General features: G+C 63.0%; 22 protein-coding genes. 11 read left to right on the plus strand and 11 right to left on the minus strand.

Going from position 1 to position 20,837, the window contains the following annotated elements; all coding sequences use genetic code 11:
- Window positions 1-59: 59 nt before the first annotated feature.
- The 5 genes from ABIB06_RS33430 to ABIB06_RS33450 form a co-directional block, all read right to left on the minus strand.
- The gene (locus ABIB06_RS33430) at window positions 60-1,442 is read right to left on the minus strand and encodes an aspartate aminotransferase family protein (protein WP_247346405.1); all 1,383 of its coding nucleotides are present in this window, start codon (window positions 1,440-1,442) and stop codon (window positions 60-62) included.
- A gap of 172 nt (window positions 1,443-1,614) precedes the next feature.
- Complete coding sequence (locus ABIB06_RS33435) at window positions 1,615-1,785, minus strand: hypothetical protein (RefSeq protein ID WP_247346393.1); 171 nt, start codon at window positions 1,783-1,785, stop codon at window positions 1,615-1,617.
- Window positions 1,786-1,815: 30 nt separating this feature from the next.
- Entirely contained in the window at window positions 1,816-2,379 is a 564-nt protein-coding gene (locus tag ABIB06_RS33440; RefSeq protein WP_354053007.1) for an isochorismatase family protein, read from the minus strand.
- Window positions 2,380-2,404: 25 nt separating this feature from the next.
- Complete coding sequence (locus tag ABIB06_RS33445; RefSeq protein WP_247443457.1) at window positions 2,405-3,025, minus strand: GNAT family N-acetyltransferase; 621 nt, start codon at window positions 3,023-3,025, stop codon at window positions 2,405-2,407.
- On the minus strand, window positions 3,012-3,623 hold the full coding sequence (locus tag ABIB06_RS33450; protein ID WP_354053009.1) for a hypothetical protein: 612 nt from the start codon (window positions 3,621-3,623) through the stop codon (window positions 3,012-3,014). The genes ABIB06_RS33445 and ABIB06_RS33450 overlap by 14 nt, the downstream gene beginning before the upstream one ends.
- A gap of 77 nt (window positions 3,624-3,700) precedes the next feature.
- Between ABIB06_RS33450 and ABIB06_RS33455 the strand changes: the two genes are divergently transcribed.
- Window positions 3,701-4,741: a LysR family transcriptional regulator gene (locus tag ABIB06_RS33455; protein ID WP_354053011.1), complete on the plus strand. Its 1,041-nt coding sequence runs from the start codon at window positions 3,701-3,703 to the stop codon at window positions 4,739-4,741.
- Between the two features lie 79 nt (window positions 4,742-4,820).
- Here the strand turns inward: ABIB06_RS33455 and ABIB06_RS33460 are convergent, their stop codons facing one another.
- Window positions 4,821-5,972 (minus strand): autotransporter outer membrane beta-barrel domain-containing protein, encoded by a 1,152-nt coding sequence (locus tag ABIB06_RS33460; RefSeq protein WP_354053012.1) that lies wholly within the window; start codon window positions 5,970-5,972, stop codon window positions 4,821-4,823.
- Between the two features lie 379 nt (window positions 5,973-6,351).
- Here ABIB06_RS33460 and ABIB06_RS33465 point away from each other — a divergent pair, with 379 nt between their 5' ends.
- The gene (locus ABIB06_RS33465; RefSeq protein ID WP_148752975.1) at window positions 6,352-6,558 is read left to right on the plus strand and encodes a cold-shock protein; all 207 of its coding nucleotides are present in this window, start codon (window positions 6,352-6,354) and stop codon (window positions 6,556-6,558) included.
- Window positions 6,559-6,645: 87 nt separating this feature from the next.
- Here the strand turns inward: ABIB06_RS33465 and purN are convergent, their stop codons facing one another.
- The gene (purN, locus tag ABIB06_RS33470; RefSeq protein ID WP_354053014.1) at window positions 6,646-7,299 is read right to left on the minus strand and encodes a phosphoribosylglycinamide formyltransferase; all 654 of its coding nucleotides are present in this window, start codon (window positions 7,297-7,299) and stop codon (window positions 6,646-6,648) included.
- Complete coding sequence (gene purM / locus ABIB06_RS33475; RefSeq protein WP_354053016.1) at window positions 7,299-8,372, minus strand: phosphoribosylformylglycinamidine cyclo-ligase; 1,074 nt, start codon at window positions 8,370-8,372, stop codon at window positions 7,299-7,301. The genes purN and purM overlap by 1 nt, the downstream gene beginning before the upstream one ends.
- A gap of 155 nt (window positions 8,373-8,527) precedes the next feature.
- Between purM and ABIB06_RS33480 the strand changes: the two genes are divergently transcribed.
- From ABIB06_RS33480 to ppx, 4 genes are all read left to right on the plus strand, one after another.
- Window positions 8,528-9,070 (plus strand): CDP-alcohol phosphatidyltransferase family protein, encoded by a 543-nt coding sequence (locus ABIB06_RS33480; protein WP_247346374.1) that lies wholly within the window; start codon window positions 8,528-8,530, stop codon window positions 9,068-9,070.
- A gap of 124 nt (window positions 9,071-9,194) precedes the next feature.
- Window positions 9,195-9,872, plus strand: coding sequence for a P-loop NTPase family protein (locus tag ABIB06_RS33485; RefSeq protein ID WP_247346372.1), 678 nt, complete (start codon window positions 9,195-9,197; stop codon window positions 9,870-9,872).
- Between the two features lie 128 nt (window positions 9,873-10,000).
- Window positions 10,001-12,193 (plus strand): RNA degradosome polyphosphate kinase, encoded by a 2,193-nt coding sequence (locus ABIB06_RS33490; RefSeq protein WP_354053027.1) that lies wholly within the window; start codon window positions 10,001-10,003, stop codon window positions 12,191-12,193.
- 15 nt (window positions 12,194-12,208) lie between these two features.
- Entirely contained in the window at window positions 12,209-13,711 is a 1,503-nt protein-coding gene (gene ppx, locus ABIB06_RS33495; protein WP_354069909.1) for an exopolyphosphatase, read from the plus strand.
- 26 nt (window positions 13,712-13,737) lie between these two features.
- Here ppx and ABIB06_RS33500 read toward each other — a convergent pair whose 3' ends face one another.
- Together ABIB06_RS33500 and ndk are read right to left on the minus strand one after the other, a co-directional pair.
- Window positions 13,738-14,598 (minus strand): TerC family protein, encoded by an 861-nt coding sequence (locus ABIB06_RS33500; protein WP_354053018.1) that lies wholly within the window; start codon window positions 14,596-14,598, stop codon window positions 13,738-13,740.
- A 44-nt stretch (window positions 14,599-14,642) separates the two neighbouring features.
- Window positions 14,643-15,065, minus strand: a complete 423-nt coding sequence (gene ndk / locus ABIB06_RS33505) for a nucleoside-diphosphate kinase (RefSeq protein ID WP_354053020.1) — start codon at window positions 15,063-15,065, stop codon at window positions 14,643-14,645.
- A 645-nt stretch (window positions 15,066-15,710) separates the two neighbouring features.
- Here ndk and ABIB06_RS33510 point away from each other — a divergent pair.
- Together ABIB06_RS33510 and ABIB06_RS33515 are read left to right on the plus strand one after the other, a co-directional pair.
- Window positions 15,711-16,631, plus strand: coding sequence for a DNA-processing protein DprA (locus ABIB06_RS33510; protein ID WP_354053021.1), 921 nt, complete (start codon window positions 15,711-15,713; stop codon window positions 16,629-16,631).
- Window positions 16,603-17,250, plus strand: coding sequence for a hypothetical protein (locus tag ABIB06_RS33515; protein WP_354069911.1), 648 nt, complete (start codon window positions 16,603-16,605; stop codon window positions 17,248-17,250). The genes ABIB06_RS33510 and ABIB06_RS33515 overlap by 29 nt, the downstream gene beginning before the upstream one ends.
- 49 nt (window positions 17,251-17,299) lie before the next feature.
- Here ABIB06_RS33515 and ABIB06_RS33520 read toward each other — a convergent pair whose 3' ends face one another.
- The gene (locus tag ABIB06_RS33520) at window positions 17,300-17,812 is read right to left on the minus strand and encodes a hypothetical protein (protein ID WP_354046969.1); all 513 of its coding nucleotides are present in this window, start codon (window positions 17,810-17,812) and stop codon (window positions 17,300-17,302) included.
- A 368-nt stretch (window positions 17,813-18,180) separates the two neighbouring features.
- Here ABIB06_RS33520 and ABIB06_RS33525 point away from each other — a divergent pair, with 368 nt between their 5' ends.
- The 3 genes from ABIB06_RS33525 to ABIB06_RS33535 all read left to right on the plus strand — a co-directional run bounded on the left by ABIB06_RS33525 (window position 18,181) and on the right by ABIB06_RS33535 (window position 20,752).
- Complete coding sequence (locus tag ABIB06_RS33525) at window positions 18,181-18,435, plus strand: sulfur globule protein precursor (RefSeq protein WP_354046967.1); 255 nt, start codon at window positions 18,181-18,183, stop codon at window positions 18,433-18,435.
- 220 nt (window positions 18,436-18,655) lie between these two features.
- Entirely contained in the window at window positions 18,656-18,829 is a 174-nt protein-coding gene (locus ABIB06_RS33530; protein WP_354046965.1) for a hypothetical protein, read from the plus strand.
- A 57-nt stretch (window positions 18,830-18,886) separates the two neighbouring features.
- Entirely contained in the window at window positions 18,887-20,752 is a 1,866-nt protein-coding gene (locus ABIB06_RS33535) for an ABC-F family ATP-binding cassette domain-containing protein (RefSeq protein WP_354046963.1), read from the plus strand.
- Window positions 20,753-20,837 lie beyond the last annotated feature (85 nt).

Here is a 20,837-nt window from a genome sequence, read left to right on the forward strand (position 1 = left end):
CGGCTTCGCCGTTGCGCGGGGGTGACGGTGTTAGACCGAACGCCGTACGAAGCGAGAGCCTACGCCGGCGTCAGTTTCGCCACTTCCGGCTTCATGTCATCCAGCACGCCTGAGATCGCTGCGATCAGCTCGTCGATCTGGGCCTTGGTGACGATCAGCGGCGGGCAGATGGCGATGGCGTCCAGCATGTTGCGCGAAATCACGCCGCGCTCCTGCAGCATGCGGCTGGCCATGCCGCCAACGGCGCCGGGCGTCGCCGCTGCGGTCTTGCGCCCCTTATCCAGTACCAATTCGATCGCAGCGATCATGCCGACGCCGCGAACCTCGCCGACCAGCGGATGGCTGGTGAGTTCGCGCAGCTTGGCTTGCATGTAGCCGCCGAGCTCGGCGGCATGCGCGACCAGGCCGCGCTCCTCGATGATTTTCAGATTCTCCAGCGCAATCGCCGAGCCGACCGGATGACCGCCCGCGGTAAAGCCGTGGCCGAGCACGCCGATCTTGTTGCTCTCGTCCGCGATCGGCTCGAACATGCGCTCGTTCAGCAGAATCGCCGACAGCGGGAAATAGCTCGAGGTGATCTGCTTGGAGACCACGATCGCGTCAGGCTTGATGCCATAGGTCTCGCAGCCGAACATCTTGCCGGTGCGGCCAAAACCGCAGATCACCTCGTCGGCGACCAGCAGGATGTCGTACTTGTTCAAAACCTTCTGGATCTTGTCCCAATAGGTCGCCGGCGGCACGATGACGCCGCCCGCCCCCATCACCGGCTCGCCGAAGAAGGCCGCGATCGTGTCCGGGCCTTCCTTCTGGATCAGCGCATCGAGCTCCTCGGCCCGCCGTGTCGCGAAGGCTTCCTCGCTCTCGCCGGGCGCGCCGTCCTTGTAGAAATGCGGCGAGCCCGTGTGCAGGATGTTCGGCAGCGGCAGGTCGAATGAGCGGTGGTTGTTCGGCAGGCCGGTGAGGCTGGCGGACGCGATAGTGACGCCGTGATAGGCGCGCATCCGGCTTATCACCTTCTTGCGCTGCGGCTGGCCGAGCGCGTTGGAGCGATAGGCGATCAACTTCAGGACGGTGTCGTTCGCCTCCGAGCCGGAATTGGTGAAGAACACCTTGCTCATGGGCACCGGCGCGAGCGCCACCAGCTTCTCGGCGAGATCGATCGAGGGCCCGTGCGATTTGGCGGAGAACGTATGGTAGAACGGCAGCGCCAGCATCTGCTTGTGCGCGGCCTCGACCAGCCGCTTCTCGTTGAAGCCGAGCCCGACGCTCCACAGGCCTGCCATCGCCTCGAAATAGCGCTTGCCCGACGCGTCGAACACGTAAGGGCCCTCGCCGCGCTCGATCACCAGGGGACCCGCCTGCTGATGGGCGCGCGCATTGGTGTAGGAATGGAGCTGGTAGGCCACATCCCGGGCCTCTTGCGAATTGGGCAGCATGGACATTTGCGAGAATCCTTGAAAGCCGTCACGTCGCCGGCGCGGCCAGCGTCATCACTCGATGATCCAGTCACTTGGCTATTGCGGCAACGCAAAACTTGCAACGCCAATTCGTCGGCGGCAAGCGCTCAGCAGCGTTGCACAAAGCCGCACATCGGGCAGCTGCACGGGGCAGCGCTCACGCCGCGCCGTCGTCATTCCCATCGCCATCGGCGGCAGTGGCTTCCCGTACTTCCACCAGCGCCATCGACAGCAGATATACCGTCGTGGACAGACCAAGACGGCGCGCCGCCTCGGCGGCATGCGACAGGTCGCTTGCCAGCTCCTTGAGCTGATCTCCCCGTGACAATGTCCCACTCCATCCGCCGATCGCGGCCGTCTACACCGCAACGGCGCCGCTGGCCCTGATCAGTTCGGCGCTGGACTGGATTGTAGCAAAATTCCCGATCACATTCACTACCGCATGCTTGTAGGCGGCGGCGTCGCCAGTTCCCGGCTGGCGGCAGGCCACCGCATCGGCGGCCACCTGGTAGCGATGGCTGCGGTGAAACCCGTCGACAGCGGTGGCCAGGATGGTTTCGTCCAGGGAAAAGCCTGCGAGCACGCAACGCACATTGCGGATATTGGACATGTAGTCCACGAACCGCGACGAACTGTAGGCCGACGGCAGCGGGTGCTCGAATGTCATTTCTCCCGGCCGCGGCTTCGCGTCCGCGATCCAATCGGTCAGCCTGGATGCCGGATTGAACCAGGCTGCCTGAGCGATGCGCTTCAAATGCATCACCGGCCAGAGATTGTCGCGCCACAGCGTCAGCAGTTCCAGGCAACGCCCCGTCGCAACCTCGCCGTCGAGGATGACGTGGCGACGTCCAGGGGTCAGATATTCGATCTGGAGATCCGCGCAGACCAGGATTGGCGGATCGTCGGTGATGGAAGCCAGCATGATCTTGCGCGCAGCTGCACTGGTTTCAACGGCCAGCGAGCGCGACGTCCCGCAGCGGCGACGTCACGGCTCGTCCTGCCGAGGCGTCGAGCACGCCCGGCCGGTCCCAATCGCCCTCGGGACGGATGATCACATAGGGATCGCTGTCCAGTGTAATCGCGTCCGGACCCGGTTCGATCTCCAGCAGCATTTCCGTGTAGGAGAAGTCGGAGAAGGTAACCTTGCGATTGTGGCCGAGCGGCTTGGCGCCGAAATGGGCCCAGAAATCGACCAGACGGTCCTGCGCCTGGCCGTAGATCTTGCGAAAGCCCTTGCGCTTCACATAGTCGACGCTCGCCTGTACCAACTTGAACGAGACGCGCGAGCGCCGATATTGATGCCGCACCGCAAGCCGTTCCACCTTGGCGAAATCGCCGAAGAACCGCACCCGCAGACAGCCGGCAGGCTCGTTGCCGACATAGCCGATGAAATGCGCGGCGACCATGTCGTTGCCGTCGAACTCCTCATCGAACGGGCAATCCTGCTCGGCGAGATAGACGGCTGAGCGGATCGAGGTGACCAGCATGAGATCGCTGAGATCGCGTGCGAGGCGAATGGTGATGGCGCGGGAGTCGGGCTTCGCGAGAGGAATCCTAGTACCGTGCATCTGCAAAACTCCTTGCTTGGATGATCGCGCCGGGCATGCGCATGGGTTGTCGATGCCAGGGGCGCTCGTAGCACCAGAGGTCGGGTTGGAAGCTCGGAACAGGCTCGAAGCCGGTCGCCTTCATGATGTCGCGTCCGGCCACGGTTGACGGCTGCGCATAGCAATCCGCGTTACGAAACCTTAGCTGTCTTAGATGAGCTGCGGCCTTGCCGAGACCGGCGACGCCGCGCCCTGTCGCCGCGATCGCCCAGATGTAGATGGCAGAAACGTCCTCCTTCGCAGAAGCGAGATGGCGCGTTTCCGGCGCGGTGAGACAGATCTCGTCGAGCAGCAGCGCATCGTGGCCGCGTTCGTTCAGAAACAGGAAGGCCATGCCGCCGACGAGGTTGCCCTTCCGGCTGAAAGTCAGGATGCTCTCGGGATCGAAGGTGAAGTATCTTGCAAGCTCAGCCGTCCCGATCCGAACGCCCGGCACCAGCCGGTGCGCCATCTGCGAAAGCGCGGCAATTTCGGAAAATTGGGCGCAACGGACGTCGACATCCGGACTGAGCGGCAGCGCGTCGAAATCATGCCTTGCGGCAAACGAGCCCCTTTCCATACCTATGTCACCCCTTTATCGTCCGCGGCTTTCGTGCCCCGCTATCGCGAAGAGCTTAGCGGCTGGGGATCAGGAGTATGCAGCAGTTATTGCACCGGGGTGCTGCTATGATGCAGCACCGTGAAGAAGCCCTGGATGCGTCCTGGGACGATTTGAAATTATTTTTAGCTTGCGCAAAATATAAAAGCTTTCGCAACGCCGCTGAGGAGCTCGGGCTCACCTCCACGACCCTCATGCGCAGGATCGACCGGCTCGAAGAGAGCATCGACTGCAAGCTGTTCCTGCGCGACCAGAGCGGGCTCACGCTCAGCGACGAAGGCAGCGCCATGATCGCCGACGTGGCGCTGATGGAGCGTCATGCTTTCAACGTCCTCCGGCGTGCCTCGCGATCGTCGAACGACATGTCAGGCACCGTGCGCGTCGCGGTGACGGAAGGCCCCGGCAATTTCTGGATCCTGCCGCGACTGATCGACTTCCAGAAGACCTATCGCAAGATCACCGTCGACCTGCGCTGCGCGATGGAGCAGGCCGACGTCGCGCGGCTCGAATCCGATATCGCGATCCAGCTCGAGCCGCCGACCAATCCGGATCTGATCGTCGCCAAGCTCGGCCGTCTGCACATCTATCCGTTCGTCTCCAAGGAGTACGAAAACCTCTACGGCGTCCCGGCGGGCCTGGCCGAGCTGAAGAACCACCGCATCATCAAGCAGAACGCGCCGCAGGTCGATGACGGCGCCTACGCCCGCGTGCTCGGACTGAAGTCGCTCGAGGGCATCGTCGGGATCAAGACCAACTCATCGGTCGGCGTGCTCTATGCAGTGGAGCGCGGCGCCGGCATCGGGTTCCTGCCGACGGTCTCGATCGCGCTCGGCGCCCCGCTCGTTGCCGTCGATCTCGGCGTCAGCCACCACGCCGATCTCTGGCTGACCTATCACAAGGAGTTTCGCACCTCCGAGCGCCACAAGATCGTGGTCGACTGGCTGAAGAAAATCTTCGATCCCAAGATGCATCCCTGTTTCCGCGACGAGTTCATCCACCCGAACGCACTGGTGCCGATGATGACGGCCGCGCGCGAGGGCTTTGGATTGACGGGATATATCGCGGCAACGCCGACCTGAAGCTTGGGCATGACCTTTTCAAACAACCGCTCCGCACTTTTCCGGATCATGCTCCGGGCGGATGCAGGCAGGCTTCGCCTCACCACCGATATTCGAAGCCGAGCGTGCCCTGGTGCGACGTCAGCTCGTTGCGGAACTTGCCGTCGTAATTGACGTAGAGCCGCGCAGTGTTGGTCAGGCTGAGCGAGGCGGAGGCGCCGGCATCCATGCCGTAGCGGCTCTCGCCGATGCCGGGCACGACAATGCTCTGGGTCCCGAGGCTCACCTGCACCGATCCCAGGTTCTGATAAAAATTGTCGACGAACTTGCCGTAGGCGGACAGGTCCAGGATCTTCTGCTCGAAGATGAAGTAGCGCCCGATCTCGGCCCCGATCATGACGCGCGCGCGTGAGAGCGCCGTCGAGCCGACATTGAGGGAATCGAGGCCGCCGGCCTCCTGGAACGCGGCGCTGGTGGCGCGGACATATTCCAGGGCCCCCTTGGGCACGATGCGCATCTGGTCCTGGGTCCAGTAGTAGCTGATCTCGGTCAGCGCGCCGTCGATTGCGGCGCGATAACCCGCAGTCGCAAAGCCCAGGCCGGTATCCCGGCTGGAACGGACCTTGCCGAAACCGTGCACCACCGCGAAAGCCCAGGTCCATGGGCCCTTGTCGACGGAGCCGCTGAAGCCGAGCTGCGTCAGGTCCAGCGTCGCGGACTGAAGCGCGAGTGGCACGTCGATGTCGGTGTGGCTCTGGTCGACGGAGAAGCCGATATTGACACCCGGCGCGAGCCGCGCGCCAAAGCCTGCGACCCCGCCAACCGTCTTGCGCTTGTCGCCGACGAAATCGCCGTGCGCATCGGTCCGAACCGAGATGCCGTAGCCCTCGAACCAGGTGCGGTAGCGCGGATCCTCCGTGGCCGTCGACGCGCCGCCGCCGCCCGGATTGGTCCGAAATGCCCGGTTGACGCCGCCAGATGCCTGGTTGCCGAGCCGTTCCAGGAAATTCGAGCCGAGATCGAGCGCGCTGTTGCCGGCCGACTGGTCGTAATTGGTCGAGGTCGGCATCGGAACCGGTGACGGCAACGGCGTTGGGGTCGGCGTGGGCGTCGGACTTTGCGCGAAGCCGGGCGTCGCGGCCGATACCATCACAACGAATGTAAAGGCCATGGCGATCGCCGTCGCAATCCGGCGGACGCGGTCCAGCCCGATCGTCTGCCGTGTCCCGGAGAGCTGCGAGGTGCAGCACATGACGACCTTCCCGAAGCGAGTGGCGGGGCGCTGGAATGCAACACAAGCTGCGGCGCGTGCGGCGATTTGTTCCGAACTGTCACGGAGGGTCAACGGGTTGGCACGCTATGGCCGAGGCTATTGCCCGGGATTGTGGTTCCACGGCCACAGGTCGCAAATTGCAATCCTGTTCGCCCGGCCCTGGCTTGAAATTCGCGCACGGCTTGCTAACGCGCGATTTTCATGTTGCAATATCGGACACAATCGGAATTGGCGCTCGGCTGTGCGTTTCGCGACATTGAGATTCAAGACTCGAACAGACTTCCGGAAGCCCGTTTGTGGCGTGGCACGCGAAAAAAAGCGGCCGCGTCTTTTTTGTATCTAGCGGAGGAGACTGAGGATGCCGCAAAAGGGCACCGTCAAATGGTTCAACCCGACCAAGGGCTATGGGTTCATCAAGCCGAACGGCAGCGACAAGGACGTGTTCGTCCATATCTCCGCCGTCGAGCGTGCGGGACTTTCCACCCTCAACGAAAACCAAGCGGTTGAATACGACCTCGTGGAGAACCGCGGCAAAGCATCCGCGGAGAACCTCAAGGTTTCCTGATTTCACTCGATTTTGCGCGAGAGATCATGACGTTGCCCCCGGCTCCGCCGGGGGTTTTTAATTGTGACGACGAAACGCGACAGCGCTTCAATTCGCCACCGGCGAAATCAAAAAATTCTCCGACGGCCCGCTGCCCGCCGTCTTGCAGACGTCGCCCTCGATTTGGACCTTGCCGGCCGCGAGCAGCCGCAGCGCCTCGGGATAGATGCGGTGCTCGATCTCGAGGATGCGCTCCGACAGCGTGGCCCCGGTATCGTGGTCGCTCACAGGCACCGCGCCCTGCATCACGATGGGGCCGGCGTCTGTCTCGGGAATCACGAAGTGCACCGTCGCACCAGACAGCTTGACGCCGGCGCGCAAGGCCTGGCCGTGCGGGTCGAGACCCGGGAAAGAAGGCAGCAGCGAGGGATGGATGTTGAGCATCCGCCCGTACCAGGCCTTGGTGAATTCGGCCGTGAACAGGCGCATGAAGCCGCCGAGACAGATCAGCTCGATGCCGTGCTGATCGAGCGCTGCCTGCAGCACCTTTTCGAAGCCGGCGCGATCCTTGCCGAACGGCTTGCTTTCGATCACCAGCGTCTTCACGCCGCGCGCTTTGGCCGTTTCCAGCCCCAGCGCATCGGCCTTGTTCGAGATGACCAGGGAAATCTCCGCCGGAAAATCCGGTGCGGCCGCGCCCTTGATCAGCGCGGCCATGTTGGAGCCGCGCCCCGATATCAGGATGGCGACGCGGCGCTTCATCACAGCGCCAGGTCGAGGTGGCCGTTATAGACGACGCGGTGCTCGCCTTCGGCCGGGATCACGGTGCCGAGCTGTGCCACGGTCTCACCGGCCTCAGCGAAGACCTGCATGACCTCGTTCACCTTGTCCGGCTCGACGATCGCGATCATGCCGATCCCGCAATTGAAGGTCCGCAGCATTTCGAGCTCGGCGATGCCGGCTTGAGCTGCCAGCCATTTGAACACCGGCAGCACCGGAAGGCGCGCCAGGTCGATACCGACGCCGAGATGGTTCGGCAGCACGCGCGGAATGTTGTCGGTGAAGCCGCCGCCGGTGATATGGGCAAGCCCCTTCACCGCACTGGTCTCGCGGATCGCGCGCAGGCAGGATTTGACGTAGAGCCGCGTCGGCGTCAGCAGCGCGCCGCCGAGCGTCATGACGGGCGAGAACGGCGCCTGCGCCTCGAAGCCGAGGCCGGATTGTTCCACGATCTTGCGCACCAGCGAGAAACCGTTGGAGTGGACGCCCGACGAGGCGAGCCCGATCACGGCATCGCCGGCGGCGATGTCCTTGCGCGGCAACAGCGTGCCACGCTCCGCGGCGCCGACGGCAAAGCCGCCGAGATCGTAATCGCCGTCCTTGTAGAGGCCGGGCATCTCGGCCGTCTCGCCGCCGATCAGAGCGCAGCCGGATTCGCGGCAGCCTTCGGCGACACCGGCGACGATCGAGGCGGTCGCCTCCGGATCGAGCTTGCCGCAGGCAAAATAATCCAGGAAGAACAGCGGCTCGGCGCCCTGCACCACAAGGTCGTTGACGCTCATGGCGACGAGGTCGATGCCGATCCCGCCATGCAGGCCAGTCTCGATCGCGATCTTGACCTTGGTGCCGACCCCGTCGGTCGCGGCCACCAGGATGGGGTCCTTGAAGCCCGCCGCCTTGAGGTCGAACAGGCCGCCGAATCCGCCGATTTCGGCGTCGGCGCCGGGCCGCGCGGTGGCGCGCACCATCGGCTTGATCAGGTCGACCAGGCGGTTGCCCGCGTCGATATCGACGCCTGAATCGGCGTAAGTGAGGCCGTTTTTGCGGTCGGTCATGCCCGATTTCCAGTGGGTTTGCGGCTGGTTACGTCGAATTCCGGGGACGCGCAATGGCTCGCATGGCGCGCCTTCGTATACTATGTAGAGATATCAACCGGTTCAGCCTCTAAGGGCCGGATTCGAGGTCAGACCGGGTGCCGGGAAGCGCTTTCGTGAGTATTCCGAATATCATTACCCTGGGCCGCATCATGCTGGTCCCGATCATCGTCTGGGCCATCGTGTCGAGCCAAATGGAGGTGGCGTTCGCCGTCTTCCTGATCGCGGGTATCAGCGACGCGGTCGACGGCTTCCTTGCCAAGCGCTTCAACATGACGAGCGAGCTCGGCGCCTTGCTCGACCCGCTCGCCGACAAGGCGCTGCTGGTCTCGATCTACATGGCCTTGGGCATCTGGGGCGCGATTCCGCGCTGGATCGTCATCCTGGTGGTCTCGCGCGACATCATGATCGTCGCCGCCGTGATCGTTTCGTGGCTGTTCGACCGCCCTGTCGAGATGAAGCCCTCGAGGGTATCCAAGCTCAACACTGTGGCCCAGGTGGCATTCGCGGCGCTGGTGCTGGCCGCCCTCGCCTTCGGCTTCAAAGCCGGTCCTTATGATATAATCCTGATGGGCCTCGTCACGGTCTTCACGCTCTCCTCGGTGTCGCTCTATCTTGTCGAGTGGCTGCGGCACATGAGTACGATCGAGGCCAAGTAGCACTTATCAACTAGCACTATCGAGGCCAATGAGTTGGGATGCGGCCCCGCAAAAGGCCAACTCCCGCTCGATTAGTCGCATCTCCTCAAACGAAGCCGGCACGCCGGCACGGAGCAAAGCAAGCGTGCCAGGCCGCGTTCATCCCCGACAATTGGCGTTTTCGCTTCCGCATGCGGAGAGCCTGAGCCGGGACAATTTCCTCGAAGGCCCCGCTAACGCCGCTGGTGTAGCCCTCATCGACGCCTGGCCGGAATGGCCGAACCGGATCATGTGGCTGGCCGGCCCGGAAGGGAGCGGCAAGAGCCATCTCGCCGCGATCTGGGCCGAAGCTTCGGGCGCCCGTTCGACCACCGCCAATGCGCTGACCGCCGAAGCCGTCCCGGGTGCGCTCGTCACCGGCGCGCTGGTGGTCGAGGATCCCAAGGCCAGGGAATTTGACGAGCGCGCCTTGTTCCATCTGATGAACCTGGCCCGCGAGGACGAGGCCTACGTCCTCTTCGCCGGGCGCCAGATGCCGGCATCGCTCGAGATCGAGCTGCCCGACCTGCGTTCGCGGCTGCGCGCCGTGCCTGTCATCGCGCTGCTGCCGCCTGACGATCAGCTCTTCCGCGGCCTGATCGTCAAGTTCTGCGCCGACCGCCAGCTCGCCGTGGACGAGAGCGTGGTCAGCTACCTCGCCACCCGCCTGGAGCGGTCCTCGGCCGCCGCCCGGCAGGCCGTGGAGCTGCTGGACAGCGAGGCCCTGCGCCTCGGCCGTCCCGTCACCCGGGCCCTGGCCGCCGAGCTCCTGCGGGATGTCTGACCAAGGCGGCTTGACGCGGCCCGGCAGCGGAACATCAATGTCATCGAAACGTCATCGCTCTAACACATGCTCCCGACGGTTTTGCGCATAAGTCGCAAATTTGGGCGAACTGGATGGATCGATTTCTGATGGACTCTGCGCAAGCTGTTGAAATTAAAGAAAAAGCTCCGGAAGCAGAGGGCCATCCGGCGATCGCATCGAGCCCCGAGCGATTCATCAATCGCGAGCTCTCCTGGCTGCATTTCAACCGCCGCGTCCTGGAGGAATCGGTCAATGCCAGCCACCCCATGCTGGAGCGGGTGCGATTCCTGTCGATTTCAGCGAATAATCTCGACGAGTTCTTCATGGTCCGCGTCGCCGGCATCAAGGCCCAGGTGCGCGAGGGCATTGCCGAACGCAGCCCCGACGGCCTGACGCCGTCCGAGCAGCTCGCGCTTATCAACCGGACCGTCTCGCAACTGGCCTCCGACCAGCAGGCGATCTGGCGCGACCTGCGCGGCACGCTGGCCAACGAGGGCATCGTTCTGGTCGAGGGCAAGGAGGTCACCAAGGCGGAGCGAACCTGGGTCGAGGACTACTTCCTCAGCAACGTGTTTCCGCTGCTGACACCGCTCGCGATCGACCCGGCCCACCCCTTCCCGTTCATTCCGAGCCTCGGCTTCACCATCGCGCTCCAGCTCACGCGCGCCGCCGACGGCAAGCAGATGAACGCGCTGATCCGCATGCCCGGCAAGATCGACCGCTTCATCCGCCTGCCGGTTGACGGCAAGGTCGTCCGGCTGATCTCGCTGGAGCAGGCCACCGCGCTGTTCATCAATCGCCTGTTCCCCGGCTACAATCTTCAAGGCCAGGGCGCTTTCCGCATCATCCGCGACTCCGAGCTCGAGATCGAGGAAGAGGCCGAGGATCTCGTCCGCCTGTTCGAGACCGCGCTGAAGCGCCGCCGCCGCGGGTCGGTGATCCGGCTCGAGATCGACGCCAAGATGCCGGAGCAACTGCGCAGCTTCGTGCAGCATGCGCTGTCGGCCGCCGACGACGAGGTGTTGCTGGTCGACGGCGTACTGGCCATGAACGAGCTCTCGCAGCTCACCCGCCTCGACCGGCCCGATCTCGAATTCACCCCTTACGTCCCGCGCCATCCCGAGCGCGTGCGCGAGCACGGCGGCGACATCTTCGCCGCGATCCGGCAGAAGGACCTCGTCGTCCATCACCCCTACGAATCCTTCGACGTGGTGGTGCAGTTTCTCCAGCAGGCGACGCGCGACCCCGACGTCGTCGCCATCAAGCAGACGCTCTATCGCACCTCCAGCAACTCGCCGATCGTGCGCGCGCTTGTGGAAGCCGCCGAAGCCGGCAAATCCGTCACCGCGCTGATCGAGCTGAAGGCGCGCTTCGACGAAGAGGCCAACATCCGCTGGGCGCGCGATCTCGAACGCGCCGGCGTTCAGGTCGTCTATGGCTTCCTCGAACTGAAGACGCACGCGAAGCTGTCGATGGTGGTGCGCCGCGAGGGCGGCAGCCTGACAACCTACGTCCACACCGGCACCGGCAATTACCACCCGGTGACCGCGCGCATCTACACCGACCTCTCCTACTTCACCTCGGAGCCGACCATCGGCCGCGACGCTGCGCGCGTGTTCAACTTCATCACCGGCTATGCGGCGCCGAGCGATCTGGAAAAGATGGCGGTGTCGCCGCTGACCTTGCGCAAACGCATCATCGAGCACATCCAGGGCGAGACCGCGCACACGCGGCACGGCCGGCCCGGTGCGGTCTGGATGAAGATGAACGCGCTGGTCGACCCCGACATCATCGACGCACTCTACGAGGCCTCACAGGCGGGCGTGCAGGTCGAGCTCGTGGTGCGCGGCATCTGTTGCCTGCGGCCCGGCATCCCCGGCCTGTCGGAGAACATCCGCGTCAAGTCGATCATCGGACGCTTCCTGGAACACGGCCGAATCTACTGCTTCGGCATGGGCCAGGGCCTGCCGAGCGCGAAAGCGGCTGTGTATATCTCCTCGGCCGACATGATGCCGCGCAACCTCGACCGCCGCGTCGAGGTGCTGTGTCCGCTGCAAAATCCCACGGTGCATCAGCAGGTTCTCGAACAGATCATGGTCGCGAATCTCAAGGACAACGAGCAGAGCTGGCAATTGTTGCCGGACGGGTCCTCAACGCGTATGAAGACCGCGAAGGGCGAGGAGCCTTTCAACGCTCACAACTACTTCATGACAAATCCGAGTCTGTCTGGCCGTGGTAAGTCGCTCAAGGAATCCTCGCCGCGCCGCCTCACGCGCCGTAATGAACGTCATCAATCCTGATCCGGGATCTCTGACGTGAAGCGGCCGCGCAAGCGCGGCTCGAGCGTCGCGGTCATCGATATCGGCTCCAACTCGGTCCGCCTCGTCGTGTACGAGGGACTGACGCGGAGCCTCATTCCGATCTTCAACGAGAAGGCGCTGTGCGGCCTCGGGCGCGAGGTGCAGAGCACGGGCCTGCTCGCACCCGACGCCGTCGACAAGGCGCTGACCTCGCTCAAGCGATTCCGTGCGCTGTGCCGGGTGATGCAGGTCGGACGGGTGTTTGCGATTGCGACCGCCGCCTGCCGCGATGCCTCCAACGGCCCCGACTTCATCGCCAAAGCCGAGCGCATCTGCGCCGTGAAGATCGAGATCCTGTCGGGCCCGCGCGAGGCGCGGTTGTCGGCGCTGGGCGTGATCTCCGGCATCCATCACCCCGACGGCATCGTCGGCGATCTCGGCGGCGGTTCGCTCGAACTGATCGACGTGCGCAAGAACAGCGTGCGCAGCGGCGTGACGCTGCCGCTCGGCGGCCTCGCGCTGCAGGACCTCGCGCATAAATCTCTCAAACGCGCCGACCGCATCGTCCGCGAGGCGCTCGACGGGGTGCCGCAACTCAAGGCAGGTAGTGGCCGGAGCTTCTACGCGGTCGGCGGCACCTGGCGCGCGCTCGCGCGCATCCACATCATCCAGAGCGGCTATCCGCTCCAGGTGATGCACGGCTATTCGATCTCGGCTGCCGAGGCGCTCGACTTCTCACGTCGTCTGCGTCGTCTTGCGGCTGTCGACATGCTCGCCGACATCGAGATCGTCGCGGATGCGCGGCGCCCTCTCCTGACCTATGCAGCGCTGGTGCTCGAGCACATCATCCGCGTGGCGAAGCCGAAGACGATCGTGTTCTCGACCTTCGGCGTGCGCGAGGGCCTGCTGCACGAGAAGCTGTCGGAAACCGAGCGCAACAAGGACGGGCTGATTTGCGCGGCGGAGGAGCTGAACCAGTTGCTGTCGCGTTCGGCGAAACACGCCCGCGAGCTGATTGCCTGGACCGACCGCCTCGCACGCGTGGTGAAGCTGCGCGAGACCGAGGAGGACCGTCGCCTGCGCCACGCCGCGTGCCTGCTGTCCGACATCGGCTGGCGCGTGCATCCCGATCATCGCGGCGAGCAGACGCTGAGCCTCGTCGTCAACGGCAATTTCGGCGCGATCACCCACACCGAACGTGCGTTCGTCGGCCTGTCCGTGTTCTATCGCTACGCCGGCCTGAGTGAAGAGAACCAGCCGCCCGTCGCCATGCAGGAACTGCTGACGCCGGCGCAGCTTGAACGCGCCCGCCTGCTGGGCGCGGCCTTCCGCGTCGCGCATCTGATCTCGGCGGCGCGTCCGGGCGTCTTGCCCGCGACGCATTTCCGCAGCGTGGGCCGCAAGCTGTTGCTGGTGTTCGAGCATCGCCTCGGCGATCTCGTCGCGGATCGCGTCGGCAGCCGCTTCCGCGCGCTCGCCCGGCTGATCAACCGCGCCGGCTCGATCGTCCGGCGCTAGCTAGAGAATTGCTCAGCCAAGGCCTTTTACTCAACCGAAGCCTTGGCGTGGCGTTCGGAAGACTCCAGCGCGGCCGCGCTGAGGCTGCGTCGGCGCCAGATGGTGCCGACGACCAGCACAACGACGACGCCGAGGATCGCGCAAAAATATTCGCCGCCCCCGCCACCATGGGCGAACTGCGGCGGGATGCGCAACGCGCCGAGCATGTTGTCCAGCGAGGCGCCGAACGGACCGTCGAACAGCGTGTGCAGCCGCGGCGCAACGGCGGGATCGGTGGCAATCACTTCGCCTGCGATCCAGCCGAGCAGCGCCGCGCCGGCCCACACCAGAACCGGCAGCTTTGTGAGCAGCGCCATGATCAGCGCCGCACCGGCGACGATCAGAGGCACGCTGATGGCAAGACCGAGCACCAGCAAGGGCACGCTGCCATTGGCGGCGGCAGCCACCGCAATGACGTTGTCCAGACTCATGACGATGTCGGCGACGACGACGATCTGCACGGCCTGCCACAGATGCGAGGCCGACTCGACGCCGTCCTCGTCCTCTTGTTCCGGCACCAGCAGTTTGGCTGCAATCACGATCAGCGCGAGACCGCCGACGAGCTTGAGGTACGGCAGCTCCATCAGGCTCGCGACGATGCCCGTGAAGATGATCCGCAGCAGCACCGCTGCGCCAGCACCGAAGATCATGCCCCAGAGCCGATGCCGCGGCTTGAGGCCGCGGCAGGCGAGCGCGATCACCAGCGCATTGTCGCCGGACAAAAGGATATTGATCCAGATGATCTTGCCGACCGCAACCCAGAAGGTCGGTTCGGCCATCTCGTTGCGAAACTGGGTGAAGAATGCCCCGATCGTAGCGGGATCGAAGATCTGCCAGAGCCAGTTCACACTACGTCCTTTCGCCGTGTCTCTTTAACTTATCGGCTGACGGATCAGCCGACGATCTCGTTGCCCGAGAAGAACTGCGCGATCTCGATCGCGGCGGTCTCCGGCGCGTCCGAACCGTGCGCAGAGTTCTCGCCGATCGACTTTGCGTAGAGCTTGCGGATGGTGCCGTCAGCCGCCTTGGACGGATCGGTCGCACCCATCGCATCGCGGTACTTGGCGACGGCGCCCTCGCCTTCCAGCACCTGGACCACCACGGGCCCCGAGGTCATGAATTCTACGAGCTCACCGAAGAACGGCCGCGCCCTGTGGACCGCATAGAAGGTCTCGGCCTGTTCCTTGGTCATGCGGATGCGCTTCTGCGCGACGATGCGCAGGCCCGCCTTCTCGATCACGGCGTTAACCGCACCGGTGAGGTTACGCGCGGTGGCGTCGGGCTTGATGATCGAGAAAGTGCGTTCGATGGCCATAATCTTGTCCTTGGGGAAGAATGCGGTGGTTCGGAGTTGCCGGGCTTATATCGGCGCCTTCGCCGGACGGCAAGCGACCGCCCGAATGTCTCACAGGCGCTTCGCCGCAGGAGTGAACGGCCGATTCCAGCATGGCTTACAACAATTTCACCCAAACGAAATATAATCGAAGGGTCGCCACAAGAAGTGTCGAAAGATGCCCTTTTCAGTTTTGGGATTTGGCAACAATTGGCCCGGCTTAGATGACCTGTTTAGCTAATGGCTTCGCAGATCAGTCGCTGCTTGCGCGGGCACCCGCAGCACGCCCGTGAGCGAGCGAAACCGACTAGCTGATTGGCCGCGCTGATCGGAGATTACCTCCAGCTTGGGAAATGGGAGCGGAAACGATCTTGCATTTTGTTCTCGATCTGTTCTTATCGATCGCTGGCGGCAGAATGCTCCGCGATCGCTCATTGGCGGATCGCCGGAGTTCCCTGCTGTCCTTCGAGTTCTGAAAATGGTTTGAGAAGGACCGTAAACTCATATGAAAACAGCACGTTAAGCAGGTGGGCTTACGCTGTTTGGAACAGGCAGCGTGGGGCGAAGTAGTCCACATGCCCGTTTGCTATTTCAGAAATGATGGACAAAGATGAACGTGGAAAACCGATGAACGCTGCTCTTCTAGCCAGATCCGAAGATGGTCCCGCCATCGCGCCAATATCGCCGGCGCGTGAGCTTGGAGCTTATGAGGAGTTGTGGCTGCAGCAGGGAGCGACCTTTAAAACGATAGCCGATCGATTTGCTGCCGACCCAACTGCTATGCCTTCGGATTTCATCGCCCCGAGCGTAGCCGACGCTCGGGCCCGTGAAGTGATGGCTAAACTGTTGGCCGCAGGAGTTTCGCGCTTCGGCGTACGTATCCACCACGCTGGCAATTACCCGACGAGACTGCGCGATGCGAAGCACCCGGTAGAGCTGCTGTACTTCCAGGGCACTTGGGAGTTGTCGGAGACGCGATCGGTCGCTGTCGTCGGGAGCCGAAAGCCGTCTGACGAGGGGATTGCCAGAGCGAAGAAGATTGCCCGCGAACTCGTCGCTCAAGATTTCACCGTCGTCTCGGGACTGGCGTATGGTATCGACACAGCAGCGCATACGGCTGCTCTCGAGGCGAAGGGGCGAACTATCGCGGTAATCGGCACCCCGCTCGGTGTCTACTATCCAAAGGAAAACGCCGAGCTTCAGAAAAGAATTGCTACCGACTTCTTGCTGATCTCGCAGGTACCTGTTCTGCGTTACGCAAATCAAGCCGTGCCACACAATCGGCTTTTCTTCCCTGAGCGCAACATCACTATGAGCGCAATGACGGAAGCTACTATCATTGTCGAGGCGGGCGAAACGAGTGGCACCCTTACTCAGGCCCGAGCTGCTCTGCACCAAGGGCGAAAGCTCTTCATTTTGGACTCCTGCTTTCAGCGCAAAGACATTACTTGGCCGGCTACTTTCGAGGCTCGCGGCGCAATTCGTGTCAAGCACATGGACGATGTTTGGGACGCTTTGAGTGTCAGCAGTTCGCTTCCAAAAAATTGACGAGAAGAATAGGTCAGATCACTATTACATCACAGAAAGTGATGAGTGCCTATTTCTGTACGAATACACGTCCGGTATGGGCTACGCCCACAGCGAAACCAATTCACTTATCTCGAACCTTAAAAAAAAGAAGGGGGCGGGAGGATATGCATGGAAGGGGCGCGCAATCGCGAGCTGTGCATCTGCGCTTGGACCGGCGATAAATCCAAAATGGCTGGCCGATGCGGTTCTCGTTCCGGTGCCTCCATCGAAGATCAAAACCGATCCAGCATACGATGATCGTATGACAGAGGTTTGCCGCACCATCCGATCGACCGTTCCAGTCGATGTGAGAGAGTTGATCGTCCAAGTCAAATCGACCGATGCGGTTCACGAAGGAAGTCGGTTGAGACCCGAAGAGATAGAAGCGAATTGTTACATCGACGAAAGTTTGTGCGGACAGAGCGCCCCAAAGTACATCGGCATCGTGGATGACATGTTGACGGCAGGAGCGCACTTCAGGGCGGCCAACAATATCCTGTCTAAGCGATTTCCGACCAGCAGGATCACCGGCCTGTTTATTGCTCGTCGGATTTTTTCAAATTCTGGCGAGGTGTCACTGGACGATCTGCTTGCTTAAGCGGTGTTTTGCCAACGGCTACCGGGGAGAATAGACGGCTCGTGGAGCGCTAGTTGTCGCCCTCATTCTTCGCCAAAGTCCCTCGGCCTTCGGGATGTGGGGCAAGCAAGTGCTTTTCGTCCTCCCCTATTGGACGCCATTTGAGCTGCCCCTTGTCAAATCCGGTACTCACGTAGCCAAGCACACTTGACGTTGAATTGTTTGCTGAAAGGAGCCGATCGAAATTTATCTCGAGAACAGCCGCAGAATTTTGCAACGTTTCGCGGGGCGCCTGATTTGCGATCTCTTGCTTCAGTTTTTCAAAGTCTGTCTTCGTATCAGCCGCTTCTTTTGCCGCCGCATCGGCTCTATCCTTGGCGAAGCCGAACCGCTGCTCCAAAACTTCGACCTTGCCCTTCAGTTCAGCAACCACCCCTTCGGAGAGTTTACCTCCCAGCCAATACGCGAACCAGACGACCGCAATCGTGCCAGTCGCCACGATACCTGCAACCCAATTGAAGAAGACGGGTGCAGATAAATACAAATCCGCAGCTTTGATGAGGAACGTTTGGAACGAGTTCATGATCACCTATCGCACTAATTCTTCCTACTACCAGCAATTGTGTTGCTGCGAATACTAAGCAGCGATGCCGGAACGCGCGCGTCTGCCGAAGCCAATCGCAAAACTTAACCTCGGGGACTACCGCACGGCACGCGCCATTCTCGAAACGTTCTTCCAAAACTCATTGCAGAACAAAAGCTTAGGTCAAATTACAATCCTGCCCGGTTCACCCAGATGAACCCAATCTGAAGCCCCCGTCAGGATTCGGTTCAGCTTCGCCGGCGTAACGTCAGGTCTATCGAAACCGAAACCTGATGATCAGGCAGACCGTTTCGGCGGCCTTTCCATCGACGCGATAGCCCCGCGCCGGCAGTTTTGAGGAGATCACCATGTTGAGGAAACTTTCGCTTGCCGCTGTTGCCGCGGTCGCGCTGGGTGCCGCGCTGGCGCCGACCTCCGCGTCCGCTCACTGGCATGGCGGCTGGGGCCACGGCGGCGGTGGTGGCTGGCATCACGGCTGGGGTGGACCGCGCTTCTATGTCGGCGGCCCCGTCTCCTACGGTTATGGCGGCGGCTGCTATGTGCGGCGGCTGATCCCGACTCCCTGGGGCCCCCGCTGGCGCCTGACCAACCGCTGCTACTGAGCCCGACAGCACCTTCCCAAAAGGGTACTCAAGCCCCCCAGGTACCTTTCAAGCGAAGCCCCGGCGTTCCCCTGCGCCGGGGCTTTGTATTCGGGTTGGGGTATCGCGCGCTCTCATACAATTTTTGCTAGAATGACGGGCAATCTCCGCGAGTGGCGAAACCATTTGGAGGCCAAGGACTTGATACCGTGTCGCTTCTTTGAAAACACGGAACCCTGCGATGGCCGGCCTTTCTGCCAATGACGGCGAACAAATCGATCGGCGCACCAGCCGCTCGATCTCCGATGCCGTGGGCGAACGGCTCCGGCAGAGCCTGCGCCCCGAAGCCAGGCTCCCGACGCATCTCGAGCAGCTCCTCAACGAGCTGAAGCAGCGCGAGCGCGATTCGCACTGACTTCAACCTCACGGAAAAACGGGTTGCGTTTGATCCCGGCTGCGGTGACAAGGCCGCATGCTTGCTATCACCGACCTCTCCATCCGCCTCGCCGGACGCCTTCTGATTGACCAGAGTTCCGTGCAGATCACGCCCGGATCCCGCGTCGGCATGGTCGGTCGCAACGGCACCGGCAAATCGACCCTGTTCAAGGTGATCCGCGGCGAGCTCGCGGCCGAGCACGGCACGGTCACATTGCCGCCCCGCTGGCGCGTCGGCAGCCTCGCGCAGGAAGCCCCGAACGGCCCCGAAAGCCTGATCTCGGTGGTGCTCAAGGCCGACCTCGAACGCGACACTTTGCTTACCGAGGCCGAGAGCGCGACCGACCCGCACCGGATCGCCGAGATTCAGACCCGGCTGGTGGACATCGACGCGCATTCCGCCCCGTCGCGTGCGGCCGCGATCCTCTCCGGCCTGGGCTTCTCGGCCACCGACCAGCTCCGCCCCTGCGCCGAATTCTCCGGCGGCTGGCGCATGCGCGTTGCGCTCGCCGCAACGCTGTTCGCCGCTCCCGACCTGTTGCTGCTCGACGAGCCCACCAACTATCTCGACCTCGAAGGCACGCTGTGGCTGGAGGATCACCTCGCGCATTATCCGCGCACAGTGATCGTGATCAGCCATGACCGCGATCTCCTGGAAAGCTCGGTCGACCAGATCCTGCATCTGGAGCGCAGCAAGCTCACGCTTTACAAAGGCACCTACTCCTCCTTCGAGGAGCAGCGCGCCATGCGCGAGATGCTCGATGCCAAGCAGGTCAAGCGCCAGGAAGCCGAACGCGCGCGCCTGCAAGCCTTCGTCGATCGCTTCAAGGCCAAGGCCTCGAAAGCCCGGCAGGCCCAATCACGCGTCAAAATGCTGGAGCGGCTGAAGCCGATCACGGCGCTGGTCACCCAGGATGTGCGCGAGATCAGCTTTCCGGCGCCCGAGAAAATCCTGTCGCCTCCGATCATCGCCGTCGACAACGCCGCGGTCGGCTACGATCCGGCAACGCCGGTGCTGGGCCGCGTCACCTTGCGGATCGACAATGACGACCGCATTGCGCTGCTCGGCTCCAACGGCAACGGCAAATCGACACTGGTCAAACTGCTCGCCGGCCGCCTCGCGCCATTCTCGGGCAAGGTGACGCGAGCAGACAAGCTGTCGATCGCCTATTTCGCGCAGCACCAGCTCGACGAATTGAACGAGGACGGCTCCGCCTATGACCACATCCGCAAGCTGATGGGCGGCGAAGCGCCCGAGGCCAAGGTGCGCGCCCGCGCCGGCGCGATCGGTTTTTCCGGCAAGGCGGCCGACACCAAGGTTGGAAAACTGTCGGGCGGCGAGAAGGCGCGGCTTCTGCTGGGACTCGCGACCTTCTTCGGCCCCAACATGATCATCCTGGATGAGCCGACCAACCATCTCGACATCGACAGCCGCGCCGCGCTCGCCGAAGCCATCAACGAATTCCCCGGCGCCGTTATCATGGTCTCGCACGATCGCTATCTGATCGAGGCCTGCGCCGACCGGCTCTGGATCGTCGCCGACCGCACCGTGACCAATTACGACGGCGACCTCGACGAATATCGCCGCCTGGTGCTGTCCGCGCGCAACGGCGAGCCCGCCCCGCGCGAGCGCAGCGCGGCAAGCGAGAAGCCGCAGCGTCCGAGGTCGGACAACCGCGGCCCGCTGAAGAAGCGCATCGCGGAAGCCGAGTCCGAGATCGCCCGCGTCAGCGAGATCATCACCAAGATCGACACGGCGCTCGCCCTCCCCGACATCTTCACCCGCGATCCCAAGCAGGCCGCGCAACTGTCAAAGGCACGCGCCAACGCCGCCGACGCGCTGGCGCGCGCCGAGGAGCAGTGGTTGGAGGCGAGCACGCAGTTTGACGAGGCCGCGGGGTAACGTCTTCGCCTACCCGCGCTTGCAGGAAATGGCTCAGTCGGCAAACTGGCCGGTTGCCGTGATCATGGGCGCCCAGCGGTCGTCG

Source organism: Bradyrhizobium sp. LB8.2 (genome assembly GCF_040548035.1).
Classification (GTDB): domain Bacteria; phylum Pseudomonadota; class Alphaproteobacteria; order Rhizobiales; family Xanthobacteraceae; genus Bradyrhizobium.

Coding starts and splice junctions, on each gene's coding strand:
- ABIB06_RS33510 (WP_354053021.1), top strand. CDS start 15,711: ATGAACGCTGCTCTTCTAGCCAGATCCGAAGATGGTCCCGCCATCGCG.
- ABIB06_RS33490 (WP_354053027.1), top strand. CDS start 10,001: ATGGACTCTGCGCAAGCTGTTGAAATTAAAGAAAAAGCTCCGGAAGCA.
- ABIB06_RS33520 (WP_354046969.1), bottom strand. CDS start 17,812: ATGAACTCGTTCCAAACGTTCCTCATCAAAGCTGCGGATTTGTATTTA.
- ABIB06_RS33440 (WP_354053007.1), bottom strand. CDS start 2,379: ATGCTGGCTTCCATCACCGACGATCCGCCAATCCTGGTCTGCGCGGAT.
- ABIB06_RS33535 (WP_354046963.1), top strand. CDS start 18,887: ATGCTTGCTATCACCGACCTCTCCATCCGCCTCGCCGGACGCCTTCTG.
- ABIB06_RS33430 (WP_247346405.1), bottom strand. CDS start 1,442: ATGTCCATGCTGCCCAATTCGCAAGAGGCCCGGGATGTGGCCTACCAG.
- purN (WP_354053014.1), bottom strand. CDS start 7,299: ATGAAGCGCCGCGTCGCCATCCTGATATCGGGGCGCGGCTCCAACATG.
- ABIB06_RS33445 (WP_247443457.1), bottom strand. CDS start 3,025: ATGCACGGTACTAGGATTCCTCTCGCGAAGCCCGACTCCCGCGCCATC.
- ABIB06_RS33455 (WP_354053011.1), top strand. CDS start 3,701: ATGCAGCAGTTATTGCACCGGGGTGCTGCTATGATGCAGCACCGTGAA.
- ABIB06_RS33465 (WP_148752975.1), top strand. CDS start 6,352: ATGCCGCAAAAGGGCACCGTCAAATGGTTCAACCCGACCAAGGGCTAT.
- ABIB06_RS33460 (WP_354053012.1), bottom strand. CDS start 5,972: ATGTGCTGCACCTCGCAGCTCTCCGGGACACGGCAGACGATCGGGCTG.
- ABIB06_RS33525 (WP_354046967.1), top strand. CDS start 18,181: ATGTTGAGGAAACTTTCGCTTGCCGCTGTTGCCGCGGTCGCGCTGGGT.
- purM (WP_354053016.1), bottom strand. CDS start 8,372: ATGACCGACCGCAAAAACGGCCTCACTTACGCCGATTCAGGCGTCGAT.
- ABIB06_RS33450 (WP_354053009.1), bottom strand. CDS start 3,623: ATGGAAAGGGGCTCGTTTGCCGCAAGGCATGATTTCGACGCGCTGCCG.
- ndk (WP_354053020.1), bottom strand. CDS start 15,065: ATGGCCATCGAACGCACTTTCTCGATCATCAAGCCCGACGCCACCGCG.
- ABIB06_RS33530 (WP_354046965.1), top strand. CDS start 18,656: ATGGCCGGCCTTTCTGCCAATGACGGCGAACAAATCGATCGGCGCACC.